The sequence below is a fragment of the Massilia sp. Masssp94 genome (genome assembly GCF_059491305.1).
Map to the genome: position 1 here is coordinate 7,072,547 of NZ_CP168501.1, position 15,162 is coordinate 7,087,708.

Sequence of the window (15,162 nt, forward strand, 5' to 3'; positions counted from 1 at the left end):
GTGCAAGCCGCTCCACGCGGATTGGCTACACTTGGTTCGACATAGACAGGATGATATCAGCGCTGACACACCATGACGGAAACAAACAGGGAAGAAAGCGGAACAGACGGCGGCTCGCGCAAGGTGATCTACGCGGCGATCCTCGCCAACCTGGGCATCGCCGCCGCCAAGTTCATCGTCGCCGCCATCACCGGCAGCGCGGCGATGCTGGCCGAAGGCATCCACTCCGCCGTCGACACCGGCAACGAATTCCTGTTGCTGGTCGGTGAGCGCAACAGCGAGAAGCCGCCCGACAAGCGGCATCCGTTCGGCTACGGCAAGGCCTTGTATTTCTGGGCGCTGCTCGTCGCGCTGTCCGTGTTCTCGCTGGGCGGCGGATTGTCCATCTACCACGGCATCAGCGCGTTGCGCCATCCGGAGCCGCTGACGGATCCGATGTGGAACTACGTCGTGCTGGGCGTGTCGGCGTGCTTCGAAGGCTATAGCTGGAACGTATCGCGCAAGGCGTTGAACAAGCGGCGCAAGGCGGGCGCCTCGCTGTGGCAGACGGTCCACGCCAGCAAGGACGCCTCCGTGTTCACCGTGTTCATCGAAGACACGGCCGCCCTGCTGGGCCTCGCCATCGCGGCCGCCGGCATCCTGCTCGGCCATGTGTTCGACAGCCCGTATTTCGATCCGGCCGCGTCGGTGCTGATCGGCCTCCTGCTCGTGGGCGCCGCGTTCGCCCTCGCGCGCGAGACCGGCGCGCTGCTCGTGGGCGAAGGCATCGGCACGGACGCCACGCGGCACGTGTGCGAAATCCTGCGCGACGATCCGGCCATCGAGGACGTCGGCAAGCTGCTCAGCATGCAGCTGGGGCCGGACGAAGTCCTGCTGACGGCGGCCGTGCGTTTCAACCGCGGCATGCGCATCGACGAAGTGGAGGCGGCGATCGAGCGCCTGGAGCAGGCGGTGACGGCCGCGTATCCGGCCATCCGCCACATCTATTTCGAATCGGGCGCGCTGCGCTCGGCGATGCGCTGATCGGCCTGCGCGACGGGCAGCGCCCGGAACCGCGGCGAACGGGCGCGGAACTCGCGCAGCAGGCCATCGACGACGGCCGCGGTGTGCAGCCGCAGCACCGCCGGATCGGGATTGCGCTTCGCCACGGCGGACAGCACAGTGCATTCCGCCAGCTGCGCCAGCGCCACCGCGACCCCGTCGCGGCCCGGCATGACGGGCGCGCTGGAAAAGTGCGGGCGCAAGTGGCGGTCCAGCGCGAACGAGCCTTGTACGAGGCGATCCACGCCCATGTCGAAGATCACCCGGTCGATGACCTGCGCGGCCCGTTCGCCTACCTGGCGCTGGCTGCGCATGGTCCGTATCGCGAACATGCGCCTCAACATCCCCGTTCCCGTTTGTTCTCGTTGTAATAACAATATGCTAGCACGCGTGGCCATTCTTGCATCATTTATTGCGCCCTGAATGCATCGAAATGCAACAGTCCATCGTGCTAGAATGCGCCCGATGAAGACCGTAATGCGCTCACTGATTGCCTGGCTGCTGCTGCTCGCCCTGCCCTTCCAGGGCCTGGCCGCGGCACGCATGCTGCCGTCCGTGAGTGCGCCGGCCGTCACGCACGCGACGCCGGTCGCGAAGCACTGCCACGCCACGGCCGCGGCCAAGGCGGACGACAGCGCTCACCAGCACGAGCACCGCAGCGTCTGCGGCGACTGCTGCATCGTCGTCGCGCTCGTGCCCGTGCCGCTCGTCCCGCCGGCGTTTCCGCCGCCTTCCATCGCGATCCCCTTCCGCGCCGGCCACCTGGCCAGCGTCGACCCGCCCCTACTCGAACGCCCTCCGCGCCGCCTCGCCGCCTGATCGCCGTAGTCGCCGCCCGCGCCCGTGCGCGGCGGTGCCATTCACGCATTCGCAACGAGGACGACATGAAACGACTCACGCGCGTACACGCGCTCGTACAGACTTCTTCCGCCGCCGCGCTGGCCCTGCTGGCCGGCTGCGCAACGGTCACGCCGGACGGCGGCTTCGGCGACGTGGCCGCCACGACGCAGGCCCGCATCGGCACCGCGCCGCAACTGACTCGGGACGGCGCCGGCCAAGGCGCGCTCGCCGCATCGCTGCGCGACCTGCCCGTGTTCCGGGAAGGCCGGCCGCTGGACATGGACATGGCCGTGCGCGTCGCGCTCGTCAACCACCCGGGACTGCAGGCCACGTACTGGAACGTCGGCATCGCCCAGGCGGATCTCGCGCAGGCGGCCCGGCCCCGCAATCCCTCGTTCGACTTCACGCGGCTCGCCGGCGGCGGCGTCCTCGAGATCGAGCGCGGCATCACGTTCGACCTCGTCGGCCTCCTGACGACGCCGCTGGCCGCGCGCATGGAGACGCGCCGTTTCGAACAGGTGAAACGCGACGTGGGCGCGGCCATCGAACGCCATGCGCTCGAGACGCGCACGGCGTGGATCGAGGCGGTCTCCGCGCGGCAGACGCTGGAGTACGCGCGCCGCGTGCAGGCGTCCGCGGAAGCGGGCGCGGAACTCACGGGCCGCATGGCGAAGGCCGGCAACACGAACCAGCTCGAACTGGCGCGCGAACAGGTGTTCCTGGCCGAAGCGGCGCGCGACGCCGCACGCGCGGAGAAGCGCGCAACGAGCACGCGCGAGCGCCTCACGCGCGCGCTGGGCCTGTGGGGCCAGGACGCGAACTACGCCCTGCCCGACCACCTGCCCGACCTGCCGGCCGCGCCGGCGGACCTGCCGGACGTCGAACGCATCGCGCTGGCGCAGCGCCTGGACGTGCGCGCCGCACAGGCCGAGGCGGCCGCCACCGCGGCGGATCTCGGGCTCACGCGCACGACGCGCTTCATCAACGTGCTGGACCTCGGCGTCGCCAACAAGACGCAGACCGGCGAGCCGACCGGGCGCGGTTACTCGCTGTCGCTGGAACTGCCGCTGTTCGACTGGGGCGGCGCGCGCGTCGCCCGTGCCGAAGCCACGTACATGCAGGCGGTGAACAAGGTCGCGCTCACGGCCGTCACGGCGCGCAGCGAGGCGCGCGAAGGCTATCTCGCCTACCGCAACGCCTACGACGTGGCGAAGCACTACCGCGACACGATCCTCCCGCTGCGCAAAAGAATCGGGAAGGAAGTCCTGCTGCGCTACAACGGCATGCTCGCGAGTCCGCACGACCTGCTGGCCGATGCGCGCGCGCAGGCCGAAGCGGTCAGCGCCTACATCGAGGCGCTGGACACCTTCTGGACCGCCCACGCCGAGCTGGAAGCCACGCTCGGCACCCGACTCAGTTCCCAGCAACACGAGGATCACGCACAATGACCACCCGTCGCAACTTCATCACCGGCGCGGCCGGCGCCATGGTCGGCGCCTCGCTCGTGTCGAAGGCCGGCGCGGCCGCCATTCCTGAAGCCCCGGTCCAGTCGTCGCCCGCCACCCAGCCGCCGCTGCATCCGCCGGGCGGCCGCCCGTACAACCCCGTCGTCACCCTGAACGGCTGGAGCCTGCCGTGGCGCATGAAGGATGGCGTCAAGGAATTCCACCTGGTCGCCGAACCCGTCGTGCGCGAGATCGCTCCCGGCATGAAGGCGAACCTGTGGGGCTACAACGGCCAGAGTCCGGGCCCCACCATCGAGGTCGTCGAGGGCGACAAGGTGCGCATCTTCGTGACCAATAAACTGCCGGAGGCGACGACGATCCACTGGCACGGCCAGATCCTCCCAAGCGGGATGGACGGCGTGGCGGGGCTCGTGCAGCCCGCGATCGCCCCGGGTAAAACGTTCGTCTACGAATTCGTCGCGCGCTACGCCGGCACCTTCATGTACCACCCGCACAGCGACGAGATGACGCAGATGGCGATGGGCATGATGGGCTTCTGGGTCACCCACCCGAAGGACCCGCGCCGGCACGCCGTCGACCGCGACTTCGTGTTCCTGCTGAACGCGTACGACATCGAGCCGGGCAACTACACGCCGAACGTGAACACGATGCTGGACTTCAACCTGTGGACCATCAACAGCCGCACCTTCCCCGGCACCGACCCGATGGTCGTGCGCAAGGACGACAAGGTGCGCATCCGCATGGGCAACCTGACGATGACGAACCACCCGTTCCACATCCACGGCCACCGCTTCGAGGTGACGGGCACGGACGGCGGCTGGATCCCTCCCAGCGCGCGCTGGCCCGAGGTGACGGTCGACATCGGCGTGGGCCAGATGCGCGCCATCGAATTCGTCGCCGACAATCCCGGCGACTGGGCGTTCCACTGCCATAAATCGCACCACACGATGAACGCGATGGGCCACGCCATGCCGAACCTGGTCGGCGTCGACCAGGCCGGCGTGGCGAAGAAGATCAACGACCTCGTGCCGGGCTACATGGTCATGGGCGACAAGGGCGGATCGATGGGCGGCATGCACATGGCGCTGCCGGAAAACACGTTGCCCATGATGACGGGCCGCGGGCCGTTCGGCGACATCGAGATGGGCGGCATGTTCACCGTCATCAAGGTGCGCGAGGGCCTCGCACGGGGCGATTACCGCGATCCGGGCTGGTACAGGCATCCCGCCGGCACGGTGGCGCGCGAGTGGACGGGTCCCGTGCCCGACCCGGTCGGCGCACCGGCGGCGCCGCCATCCGGCGAGGTGATCGGGACGGCGAAACGGGGTGGGCACGAAGGCCACTGACGGTCCCGTCACGCCCAATGGGGCGTTGGTCACACAGGTCGCGCGCCGGCCGCGCTCGTCGCCGACAATCTGGTTCGCCAGATGAAAGGACAGATGTGACCAAGCCCCTCGTGTTCCTGCTCGGCCTCGCCGCGACGGCCGCGCACGCCGGCGATGCCAACCCGCCCGCACCGACCGTGACCGTCACCGCCAGCAAGGAGGCGGTGGCGAGGAAGATCGACAAGACCGTCTACGACGTGTCGAACGCTCCGCGCGCGGCCAACGGGTCCGCGCAGGACGTGCTGCAAGCGACGCCCGAACTGGCGGTGACGGCCGACGGCCAGATCGCCGTCCGGGGCAACACGCAGGTCACGGTCCTCGTCGACGGCAAGCCGACGGCGCTGCTGTCCGGATCGAGTGAGGACCGCGCGGTGGCGCTGCAGACGATGAGCGGCGCCGGCATCGCGAGCGTGGAAGTCATCACGAATCCGTGCGCCGCGCAAAACGCCAACGGCGGCGCGATCGTGAACATCGTCCTGAAACGCAACCGCATGCCCGGCGCGCACGCGCAGGTCCAGGGTAGCGCGACGGACCAGGCGTTGTGGAATGCCGGTGCGTCGGGCGATGTGACGCGGGGCCGATTGAGCGTGCACGCCAGCGTGGCGCACCGCCATGACGGCACGCGCAAGTTGCGCCGGTCGGCCGTCGACTGGCACAATCCGCTCACCGGCCAGGCCGGGCAGACGGTGCAATCCTCCGAAGTGTTCGTGCGCCGCGTGGTCGACAGCGCAGCGCTGGGCATCGACTACGCGCTGGGCGACACGGACAGCTTCGGCATGACGGTGCGGCACAGCGGGCGCCGGTCGCGGCCCCTGTTCGACGTGCTGGGCGAGGAGCGCGAAGGTGGCATGGAGACCATCCACCATCGCATCTCATACGGTCCCAACGAGCAGTCCGACGACAGCGCGAGCCTGAGCTACAGCCGCCAGCAGAACGGCAGCGCGCTGAAGGCCACGCTCCAGCACAGTACGACGGACGCCCTGGTCGACAAGTCGTACCGCGACGTGTTCGTCGTGCCCGCGCGCGCGACCGCATACAGCCGCGGCGCCGGCAGGACGGCGCGCCGCCTCGACCAGGCCACGGTTGACTGGACGCGCGGCCGGTGGGGCCTGGGCCTCGACATCCAGCGCAAGTCCGACGCCATCGGCAACGTCCAGGCCGCCGTCGATCCCGCGACGGGCGCCGAGACGCCGGACCGCAACACGACCAATGCGTACACGGTGACGAAGACGTCGGCCGCGGCGTATGTGACCGACCGGATCGTGATCGGCAAATGGGAGGCGCTGCTGGGCGGCCGCGCCGAACGCATCGCCCGCTGGCGGGCGTTCGATCCGAGCCTGCATGTGAGGTATGGGCTGCAAGACGACGCCGACCTCACGCTCAGCTACCGCCGCAGCCTGCAGATGCCCGATCCGCGCGACCTGAATCCGTTCACGACGTATGTCGACGCGCAGAACCTCAGGCGGGGCAATCCGGGGCTCGGACCGCAACGCCTGGGGGCGTGGGAGATCGGCGTGAACAGGGAAACACCGCAGGTGACCGGCAGCCTGGGCGCGTTCTACCGCACGGGCCGCGATACGGTCGTCGATGCGCGCACGTTCGAACATGACGTACTGGTCACGTCGAAACGGAACGGCGGGGAGGCCCGCTCGGCCGGCGTCACCGCGTCGCTGGACTGGAAGCCCGGCGGACCGCTGCTGCTCGGTGCGGACGGCGGCGTCTACCGGGTGGTGCTCGACCGGGACGCCGTCGCAGGTTATGTCAACGTCAGGGTCGGGTACGGCGACGTGTCCGTCGACGCGCACGCCCAGTCGGCCGGCATCACGCCGCAGGGCCGCTACGGACCGACGAGCAGCGTGAACCTCACGTGGAAACACGCGCTGGGCCAGACACTCAGCCTGACCGTGAACGCCAACGACATCTTCGACGGCAGCCTGCGTGCGTATCGGACCGACACGCCCACGTTCCGCCAGGCCGGGTTCGACCACTTCGTCGCCCGGCGCGTGTACGTGGGGCTCGTCAAGCGCTTTTCGCGGTGACCGGATAGCCGGCCGCCACGATCGCCTCGGCGATCCTGTCGAGGTCCGCGGTGCTGTCGACCTTGACCTTCTTCGTGGGCAGGTCGACTTCGACTTTCGCATCCTTGTCGAGGGCCTGCACGGACTTCGTGACGCGGCCCACGCAGTGGCCGCAGCTCATGTCTTCGACGGTCAGTTCATACATCTTGTGTGCTCCTTGGGGTTGGGTTGGAATGGGTTCGGGTGCGGGCCGCGGCGCCGGCCGCCAGTGCCGCAGCAGCAGCGCGTTGGTCACGACGCTGACGGAACTCAGTGCCATCGCCGCGCCGGCCAGCACGGGGTTCAGCAGGCCCAGGGCCGCGACGGGGATGCCGACGACGTTGTAGACGAACGCCCACACGAGGTTCTGGCGGATCTTGCGCCACGTGCGGTCCGAGATGTCGATGGCGTCCGCGACGAGCAACGGGTCGCCGCGCATCAGGGTCACGCCGGCCGTGTGCAGCGCGACGTCCGTGCCGCCGGCCATCGCGATGCCGACGTGGGCCGCCGCCAGCGCCGGCGCGTCGTTGATGCCGTCGCCCACCATGCCCACTGTACGTCCTTCCGCCATCAGGCCGCGCACGACGTCCGCCTTGTCCTGCGGCTGCACCTGCGCGACCCAGCGCGTCAGGCCGAGCGCCTGCGCGACGGCGCGCGCGCTGCCTTCGTTGTCGCCGCTGAGCATCATGCTGTCCACGCCGAGATCGCGCAGGCGGGCGATGGCGGCGCGGCTCGTCGGTTTCAAACGGTCGCCGAACGCGAGCACGCCTTCCACGCCGATGCCGCCGCCCGCTTCACGCGCGAGCCACGACACGGTGCGCCCGTCCGCTTCGTGGCGTTCGGCCGCGGCCACCAATGCGGCAGCCGGGGAACCGGCGCCGATTTCGTCCAGCAACCGGCGGTTGCCGATCCAGACGGTTGCGCCGTCCACGCGGGCCCGCACGCCGCGGCCCGGCAATGCCGCCGCTTCCGTGGCGGCTGGCGCGGCCACGTCCTGCGCCGCCGCCAGCGCCGTCACGGCCCGCGCCAGCGGGTGCGCACTGCCCTGCTGCACGGCCGCGGCCAGCGCCAGCAGCCGTGGCGGGTCGTCCCCTTCCAGTGCCACGACGCGGGGACGGCCTTCCGTCAGCGTGCCCGTCTTGTCGAACACGACCATCTGCAACGCGTGCGCCGTCTCCAGCGCTTCGGCGTCCTTGATGAGGATTCCGTGGCGCGCGGCGGCGCCCGTGCCGACCATGATGCCGGTCGGCGTGGCGAGACCCAGCGCGCACGGGCACGCGATCACCTGCACCGCGACGGCATTCAGCAATGCCTGCTGCCAGTCGCCCGTGGCGAAGCCCCAGGCCAGCAGCGTGACCAGGGAAATCAGCAGCACGACGGGCACGAACACGGCACTGACCTTGTCGACGAGGCGCTGGATCGGCGCCTTCGCGGCCTGCGCATCCTCGACCATGCGGATGATCCGGGCCAGCATGCTGTCCGCGCCGACCGCGGTCGCCTCGATGAGCAGCAGGCCTTCGCCGTTGACGGCGCCGCCCGTCACGCGGTCGCCCGCGCCCTTCGCCACGGGCAGGCTTTCGCCCGTCAGCAGCGCTTCATCGAGGTGGCTCGCGCCTTCCACGACCTTGCCGTCGGCGGGCACGCGCTCGCCCGGCCGCACGACCATCAGGTCGCCGGCGCGCAGGGCGTCGAGTGCCATGACGGTGTCGCGGCCGTCGCGCCGGACGATGGCTTCCGAAGGCCGCAGCGCCTCGAGCGCGCGGATCGCCGCGACGGTCTGGTGCTTCGCCCGGCCTTCCAGCCATTTACCGAGCAGCACGAGCGAGATGACGACCGCGGCCGATTCGAAGTACAGGTGGCCGTGTCCGCCCGCATTCAACAACTGCCAGAGCGACAGGAAATACGCGGCCGACGTGCCGATGGCCACGAGCAGGTCCATGTTGCCGGCGCCGGCCTGCAGCGCCTTCCAGCCCGCGCGGTAAAAGCGCGCGCCGAGCCAGAACTGGACGGGCGTCGCCAGCAGCAATTGCAGCCAGCCGGGCAGCATCCAGTCGATGCCGAACGGTGCCAGCAGCATCGGCGCGATGAGGGGAAGGCTCAGTAACGCTGCCAGCGCCACGGGCCACCACGTCGGCAGGCCCGGCGCAGTTTCCGCCTTCGGGGTCCCGGTCGGCCGCGCCGTGTAGCCGGCCTGCTCGACGGCGGCCAGGATGGCCTGCAGGTCGAGCCCCTCGCCCTGCACGGCCGCGCGTTCCGTGGCCAGGTTGACGCTCGCGTCGCGCACGCCCGGCACGGCCTTGATCGCCTTTTCGACGCGCGCCACGCACGAGGCGCACGTCATTCCGCTGATGTCGATATCGATCGCCATGGGTATCCTCCTGTCATTACCAGTACAGGATATGCCTTCCTACAATGGGAAGGTCAAGCGGATTGTAAAGCGGGCAGCGGATCCAGCGGGCGGAGTTCGTAACAGAGGTCGGCCCGGTCGGCCGCGGCGGGTACCGACAACAGGTAGCTGTCCAGACCGAGCCGGCGCCCGGACCCGTCCAGCTGCGCCGGCCCCAGGTCGGCCTGGCGCAGCACGAGCACGATGTCGTAGGCAAGGGTCGGCACGGCGAACAGTCGCAATAGGGTGCGCAGCGCGCGGGCGCCCGGGGCGCCGGGCAGGAAGTGATCGTAGCGGGCACGGTCGAGGGGGCCGATGCGCACGCGCACGCGCAGGTCCGGCCGCCAGCTGCGTTCCCCCAGCAGTGCGCGGCGGCCGAGCAGCGCGTTGGTGCCGACGATCGTCTGCTCGCCCGGGGCCAACGGGTCCCAGTGGCCGATGCCCTCCTGTACGCGCACGGCCACGCCGAAATGACTGGACAGCACCCGGCCCAGCACGGCCCCCGACACGGGCCGCCGGCGCAGCAGGCCGGCGAACGCGGCCAGCGCGGTGTCCGGCACGCCGTCGTGTGCGAACACGCCGCCGCCGGGCACGCCGGCCAGCGCCAGCAACAGCGGGAGGAACGCGTCGCGCGGGGCGGCCACGAGGTGCTCGACGCGGTATTTCTGCCACGCGCGGTACCACAGCGCGAGCATGCGCGTGCTGAACATGTCGAGGAAGGCGCGGGCCGCCTGCGCGTCCTGTCCGTCCTGCGGCAGCGCGAGCAGGCGTTCCGTCACGTGCAGCGGCAGCGCCCCGTGCGCGCCCAGCAGGCCCATGAAACTCGGCGTCAGGCGGTAGCCGTCGGGTTCCGCCGCGGCGGCCTCGATCTGGCTGGGCGGGAACGCCAGCGCGAGGCTGTTCGCGAAGCGCAGGTGGCGGGCCAGCGCGCGCCGTTCGGGGATGCCGCGCGCGCCGAGCGCCAGCAGCAGCAGGCGCACGGCCTGGACGAAGTCGAAGCGCTGGGGCTCGGCCAGCAGGCGGGCGATCAGGTCCATCCGCCGCCGCTCGTGCGTGGAGAGCAGGCGATGATTTCGCGGCCGGTCTGTTGCGACACGACTTCCAGCCGCGTGAAGCAGTTCAGGTGGCCGTTCAGCGCGAAGTACTGGTCGAGCACCTGCACGAACGGATACAGGCCCGTGCCCGCGAACGCTTCCTCGTCGACGGTGAGGCGGATGCCGATGCCCGGCATCAGGCTCGCGACCGGCGCCGCACCCACCCACGCGCGCACCGTGCCGTGTTCGAGTCCCACGATGCCCGCGATCTGGCGCTGGGCGACCGGGGACCGCGGCAAATCGTACAGCGCCAGCATTTTCTGGAAATCGGCGAGACCGGCCATCGTCAGGCCCGCGTGGTTCAGCGCCAGGTGGGCGATCAGGCGCCAGTGTGACCCGCGCGTGCCGCCGAAGCGCCGGCCTCGTGTCGGTTTCCTCAGCATGCGGATGGGCGCCAGCGTGGACAGTTCGTCGCAGCGCAAGTCTCCCTGCGGCTGGCCGTAAGGCAGGCGTGACGGCACGTCGCGGTTACTGCACGTCAGGTCCGTGGACAGGGTGGCGCCGGCCGCGTCCAGCGGATGGAAATCGGCGTCGACGAGGGCGATGCGCATCTCGTGGCCCGGGCTGACGGCTGCCGTCGCGTAATCGCGCCGCGCGATCCAGTAGTGCGCGCGGTGCGACGCTTCGCCGCCCGCCCTGCCCTCGTCGCCGGGCGCGTAGAGGGGATCGAAACGGGTGACCGTGCCCGTCCCTTCGCGCACGAGCCGCACGGCGTCCACGCTGTGGATCTCGTACGCGCCCGCGTGCGCGCCGTCGGCCAGCAGCGGATAGTCGGCGCTCGTGTACGCGAGCTGCACGGGCGCTCCGGCCTTCGGAAACAGGTTGACGACGGGCGTGCAGCCGGGCAGCAGGTTGCGCGCGTCCAGGCCGGCCAGCAGGCGGGCGGCATCGGAATCGGGGGCGATGCCGGACAGCGCGAGGTGCAGCGTGAACCGGCGGCAGCGCGGCGGCAGCATGCCGGCCAGCGCCGCGAGGTCGACGTCGATGAAATTGAATTTTTCCGGATAACAGAAATACTCGGTCAGCAGGCGCGGCGCCGGGTGCGAGCGGGCGGGATACGGCAGCATGGCATCGGCGGCCGCGAGACCGGCCAGGCGCAGCGGGACGCGCGGCAGCGGCAGCCAGCCCTTGTCGCCTTCCGGCTGCACCCAGGCGGCGGCGCAGCGCAGGAACAGCGCGTCGATCAGCGCGGCGCGGGTCGACGCTTCGCCGTCCGCGAACAGGCGCCACGTCGGCGGGAGGCGGCCGACGTCGCCGCGGGTCGCTGCGATCGTCAGGCTGATGCCGCAGCCGGCCCCGCGCGGTGCGCGCGCGGTGCGCGGCGCGTCGAGCAGCGGCACGAACGCGAGGCGCGCGACGGCGAGCGGCGCCAGCAGCACGTCGTAAACGGTGCGGAACAGGCACGGCGTGTCGGTGCCCGCGCTCGAGCGCAGCATCGTCCCGCGCGGCAGCACGGACGGGGTGTCCGGCACTTCGGCCGGCCCGCGCTGTCCTACCTGGACGATGGAATACGACGGCAGCGGCCGCAGGTAGTGCGGGTACAGGCTGTCGAGCAGCGCTTCCGTGAACTTGGGGTAGTCGTCGTCGAGGCGCTTGTTGATGCGGGCGGACAGCAGCGCAACGGACTGGATGAGCCGGGCGACGCCCGGATCGTCCCACGTCTCGCCGGCCACGTGCAGGTCGCTGGCGGGCTTGGGATAGCGGGCGCGGAATTCGCGCGCGAACTGGCCGAACAATCCCAGCTCTTCCTCGTAATAGCGCAGCAGGTCGTCCATGGCTCCCCATCGTTGCCCAAGACCAAGATGTATGCTCCCACCCGGCGAAAAACCGGACCTTGAGTACAATCAACGCTCTCAACCCGAAGGAGACCGCCGTGTCCGACCTGAACGACTTCCTCATCACGCAGAGATGGCCCGCGCAGCACCCCGACCGCCTGCAGCTGTATTCGCTGCCCACGCCGAACGGGGTCAAGGTGGCGATCATGCTCGAAGAAATCGGCCTGCCCTACGAGGTGCACCGCGTCGCGTTCGACAAGAACGAGCAGACGTCGCCGGAATTCATGTCGCTGAACCCGAACAACAAGATCCCCGCGATCATCGACCCCGACGGCCCGGGAGGCAAGCCGCTGCCGCTGTGGGAATCGGGCGCGATCCTGCTGTACCTGGCCGAGAAGACGGGCAAGCTGATCCCGGCCGATCCGGCGCTGCGCTACCAGACGATCCAGTGGCTGATGTTCCAGATGGGCGGCATCGGCCCGATGTTCGGCCAGTTGGGCTTCTTCCACAAGTTCGCCGGCCGCGAGTACGAGGACAAGCGCCCGCGCGACCGCTACGTGCACGAAGCCAAGCGCCTGCTCGGCGTGCTGGACGGCCACCTGAAGGGCCGCGCCTGGATCATGGGCGACGAGTACACGATCGCCGACGTCGCTTGCTTCCCGTGGGTGAACAACCTGGTCGGCTTCTACGACGCGGCCGAGATCGTCGGCTTCGACCGCTTTCCGGAAGTGGGCCGCGTGCTGGAAGCGTTCCGCGCGCGCCCCGCCGTCATCGAAGGGCTGCAGATCCCGCGCGCTCCCGCTGCCTGAAGGTGCTCAACTGAGCATCCGCAGGTCGGCGATGACCTCGGCGCCAAACCCGGCGCCGAGCAGGTAGTCGACCAGCCGTTCGGCGCATTCGTCCGGCTCGACGAGCGCGCCGGTCTCCTTCATGTCGACGAAGCGCTTGCGCATGGGGAAGCGGTCTTCCGTCGTGGCGCGGATCTCGGCCTGCATGTCCGTATCGATGACGCCGGGCGCGAGGCTGCAGATGCGCACGCCGCGTTCGCAGTCGAGGGCGACGGCGCGCGCGTGGTGGTCGAGGGCGGCCTTGGTGGCACAGTAGACGCTCCAGCCCGGGTACGCGTTGCGGCCGGCGCCGCTGGAAATGTGCAGGATGCGCCGTTGCGCCCCGCCGCTGGCGCGCACGACGGCGGCGGCGAGCGCCATCGGCGCGGCCACGTTCAACTGCACGGCGCGCAGCACGGCTTGCGGGTCCTGCGCGTCGAGCGGGCCGACTGGGCTCACCATCCCCGCATTATTCAGCAGCAGGACGGCGCCGGTGCCGTCCAGGTAATCGCCCAGCATGCCGTCCGCGAGCCAGCGCGACAGCGCGACGCTGTCGGCCAGGTCCAGTTCGACCTCGTCGAACAGGTCGGGATACGCGTCGACCAGTTCGGCCGAACGGGTGCGCGCCAGGCCGAGGACGGGTACGCCGCGCGCCAGCAGATTGGCGGCGAGCGCGGCGCCGAGGCCCCTCGTGTGGCCGGTGACGATAGCTTTCATGGGAATCTCCTGGGGCGGGTGAATCAAATGTTAACCCAAGGACGTCCTACCGCCAATCGTGCGCACCAATGCGAACGTGTGAGCGAACGTATGAGCGAACCGGCCACTGGGTGTGGGCGCAGTCGCGCGGCAAGGTCGTCGAGCGCGGGGCGGACGGCCAGCCCGTCCGCATGGTCGGCACGAGGGTTTTCATGATCGTTCGCTTTCCAGGCGTTTCGGACCTGAAGCTCAGCGTACGGGTGCCGCAACCGGGGCCAGCACCGGGTTGTCGCCCCGGTTGCGCGCCGGTGCCTTGTGCACCATCGTGTAGGCGTAGTCGACGCCCATGCCGTACGCGCCCGAGTGTTCGGTGACGATCTTCATCACGGCATCGTAGGTGTCGCGGTGCGCCCAGTCGCGCTGCCATTCGAGCAGGACCTGCTGCCACGTCACGGGCACGACGCCGGCCTGCACCATGCGCTGCATCGCGAAGTCGTGCGCGTCCTTCGACGTGCCGCCCGACGCATCGGCCACCATGTAGATCTCGTAGTCGCCGTCGAGCATCGCGGACAGCGCGAAGGTCGTGTTGCACACTTCCGTCCACAGGCCGGCGACGATGATCTTCCTGCGGCCGTTGGCGGCCAGGGCATCGCGCACCTTCTGGTCGTCCCAGGAATTCATCGACGTCCGTTCGAGAATCTCCTTGCCCGGGAAGACATCCAGGATCTCGGGATAGGTCTTGCCGGAGAAGGAATCGCTTTCGACCGTGGTGATCACGGTCGGGATGTCGAACGCCTTCGCCGCCTTGGCCAGGCCGACCACGTTGTTCTTCAGGGTCTGGCGGTCGATCGACTGCACGCCGAACGCCATCTGCGGCTGGTGGTCGATGATGATCAGTTGCGAGTTATGCGGGGTCAGGACTTCCAGTTTGGCGTTGCTCATGATGTTCTCCAGTGTTATCGGTTGGGGGGTCGATATTGCATCGAACGTTTCGAAGATCTCCTCTTCGTTGTTCGCTGCGATGGAGACATTATGCGCGGTGGCCCGGCATTAAAAAAACGAGAAAATTGCCAGGCTTTTATCGAATTTTTCGAACGTTGGTTGAGCCGCCTGCGACCGATGCCGGCGGCCCGATCCGGATCAATCGTTGATCCACTTGTATTGCACGGTGGACCAGCTCGGCTCGCCGTCCTTGCCGGCGGCACCGAACTTGCACGTATAGCTGGCACGCAGCGAGGCCCGGTCCAGCGCGCGGTGGCCGCTGGACTCGACGACCTTCGCCCGCTTGACCGAACCGTCAGGGTCCACGAGCACGGCCAGGCGGACGGTGCCCTGGAGGTATTCGTCTTTCAGGTCCGACGTGAAGGCCGGCGTGCTGCAGGTAGCGGGTCTCAGGCGCGCAGCCGGTTCGGCGGCGTGGGCGTTGAACGAGAGGACGGATGCGAGAGCAACAAGGTGACGTTTACCGATCATGATCAGCTCCAGTGGTTGGGTTCGAATAGCGAGACTGCGAATCCAATTTACTGCGCTGCAGCATGCTTGAAAAATTTATTGTTCGAATGGCAGTTATGCACCGTCCGGTTATATCGGCGATA

At 69.2% G+C, this 15,162-nt stretch carries 13 protein-coding genes and 1 pseudogene; 7 read left to right on the top strand and 7 right to left on the bottom strand.

Annotated features, from left to right (window positions below; translation table 11 throughout):
• The first annotated feature begins 72 nt into the window (after positions 1–72).
• On the top strand, positions 73–1,023 hold the full coding sequence (locus tag ACEN9G_RS31045; protein WP_413345307.1) for a cation diffusion facilitator family transporter: 951 nt from the start codon (positions 73–75) through the stop codon (positions 1,021–1,023).
• Here ACEN9G_RS31045 and ACEN9G_RS31050 read toward each other — a convergent pair.
• Positions 984–1,373 (bottom strand): hypothetical protein, encoded by a 390-nt coding sequence (locus tag ACEN9G_RS31050; protein ID WP_413345305.1) that lies wholly within the window; start codon positions 1,371–1,373, stop codon positions 984–986. The two genes, ACEN9G_RS31045 and ACEN9G_RS31050, sit on opposite strands and share 40 nt — an antisense overlap.
• A gap of 145 nt (positions 1,374–1,518) precedes the next feature.
• Here ACEN9G_RS31050 and ACEN9G_RS31055 point away from each other — a divergent pair, with 145 nt between their 5' ends.
• The 4 genes from ACEN9G_RS31055 (at position 1,519) to ACEN9G_RS31070 (ending at position 6,771) form a co-directional block, all read left to right on the top strand.
• Positions 1,519–1,860 (top strand): hypothetical protein, encoded by a 342-nt coding sequence (locus ACEN9G_RS31055; RefSeq protein ID WP_483127509.1) that lies wholly within the window; start codon positions 1,519–1,521, stop codon positions 1,858–1,860.
• Between the two features lie 65 nt (positions 1,861–1,925).
• Entirely contained in the window at positions 1,926–3,329 is a 1,404-nt protein-coding gene (locus ACEN9G_RS31060) for a TolC family protein (RefSeq protein ID WP_483127510.1), read from the top strand.
• Positions 3,326–4,693, top strand: a complete 1,368-nt coding sequence (locus tag ACEN9G_RS31065) for a multicopper oxidase family protein (protein ID WP_413344042.1) — start codon at positions 3,326–3,328, stop codon at positions 4,691–4,693. The genes ACEN9G_RS31060 and ACEN9G_RS31065 overlap by 4 nt, the downstream gene beginning before the upstream one ends.
• Positions 4,694–4,788: 95 nt before the next feature.
• Positions 4,789–6,771, top strand: a complete 1,983-nt coding sequence (locus ACEN9G_RS31070) for a TonB-dependent receptor (RefSeq protein WP_413344043.1) — start codon at positions 4,789–4,791, stop codon at positions 6,769–6,771.
• On the opposite strand, the gene ACEN9G_RS31075 is transcribed toward ACEN9G_RS31070, so the two are convergent.
• The 3 genes from ACEN9G_RS31075 to tssF are packed head-to-tail and all read right to left on the bottom strand — an operon-like array spanning position 6,752 to position 12,044.
• Entirely contained in the window at positions 6,752–9,157 is a 2,406-nt protein-coding gene (locus ACEN9G_RS31075) for a heavy metal translocating P-type ATPase (protein WP_483127511.1), read from the bottom strand. The two genes, ACEN9G_RS31070 and ACEN9G_RS31075, sit on opposite strands and share 20 nt — an antisense overlap.
• A gap of 53 nt (positions 9,158–9,210) precedes the next feature.
• The gene (gene tssG, locus ACEN9G_RS31080) at positions 9,211–10,212 is read right to left on the bottom strand and encodes a type VI secretion system baseplate subunit TssG (RefSeq protein WP_483127512.1); all 1,002 of its coding nucleotides are present in this window, start codon (positions 10,210–10,212) and stop codon (positions 9,211–9,213) included.
• Positions 10,203–12,044, bottom strand: a complete 1,842-nt coding sequence (tssF, locus tag ACEN9G_RS31085; protein WP_495605504.1) for a type VI secretion system baseplate subunit TssF — start codon at positions 12,042–12,044, stop codon at positions 10,203–10,205. Before tssF ends, tssG begins: the two co-directional genes overlap by 10 nt.
• A gap of 98 nt (positions 12,045–12,142) precedes the next feature.
• Here tssF and ACEN9G_RS31090 point away from each other — a divergent pair, with 98 nt between their 5' ends.
• Entirely contained in the window at positions 12,143–12,853 is a 711-nt protein-coding gene (locus ACEN9G_RS31090) for a glutathione S-transferase N-terminal domain-containing protein (RefSeq protein ID WP_413346068.1), read from the top strand.
• Between the two features lie 6 nt (positions 12,854–12,859).
• Here ACEN9G_RS31090 and ACEN9G_RS31095 read toward each other — a convergent pair whose 3' ends face one another.
• Positions 12,860–13,588 carry an SDR family oxidoreductase gene (locus ACEN9G_RS31095; protein ID WP_483127514.1) on the bottom strand — a complete coding sequence of 243 codons (729 nt, stop codon included), beginning with the start codon at positions 13,586–13,588 and terminating at the stop codon, positions 12,860–12,862.
• 68 nt (positions 13,589–13,656) lie between these two features.
• On the opposite strand from ACEN9G_RS31095, the pseudogene ACEN9G_RS31100 reads away from it, so the two are divergent.
• Positions 13,657–13,725: pseudogene (locus tag ACEN9G_RS31100) on the top strand (hypothetical protein); the annotation flags it as partial.
• A 91-nt stretch (positions 13,726–13,816) separates the two neighbouring features.
• Here the strand turns inward: ACEN9G_RS31100 and ACEN9G_RS31105 are convergent.
• Positions 13,817–14,509 carry a hydrolase gene (locus ACEN9G_RS31105; protein ID WP_413345114.1) on the bottom strand — a complete coding sequence of 231 codons (693 nt, stop codon included), beginning with the start codon at positions 14,507–14,509 and terminating at the stop codon, positions 13,817–13,819.
• 198 nt (positions 14,510–14,707) lie between these two features.
• A complete protein-coding gene (locus ACEN9G_RS31110; RefSeq protein WP_413345112.1) occupies positions 14,708–15,040 on the bottom strand; it encodes an energy transducer TonB in 333 nt (110 codons plus the stop codon).
• Between the last annotated feature and the right edge of the window lie 122 nt (positions 15,041–15,162).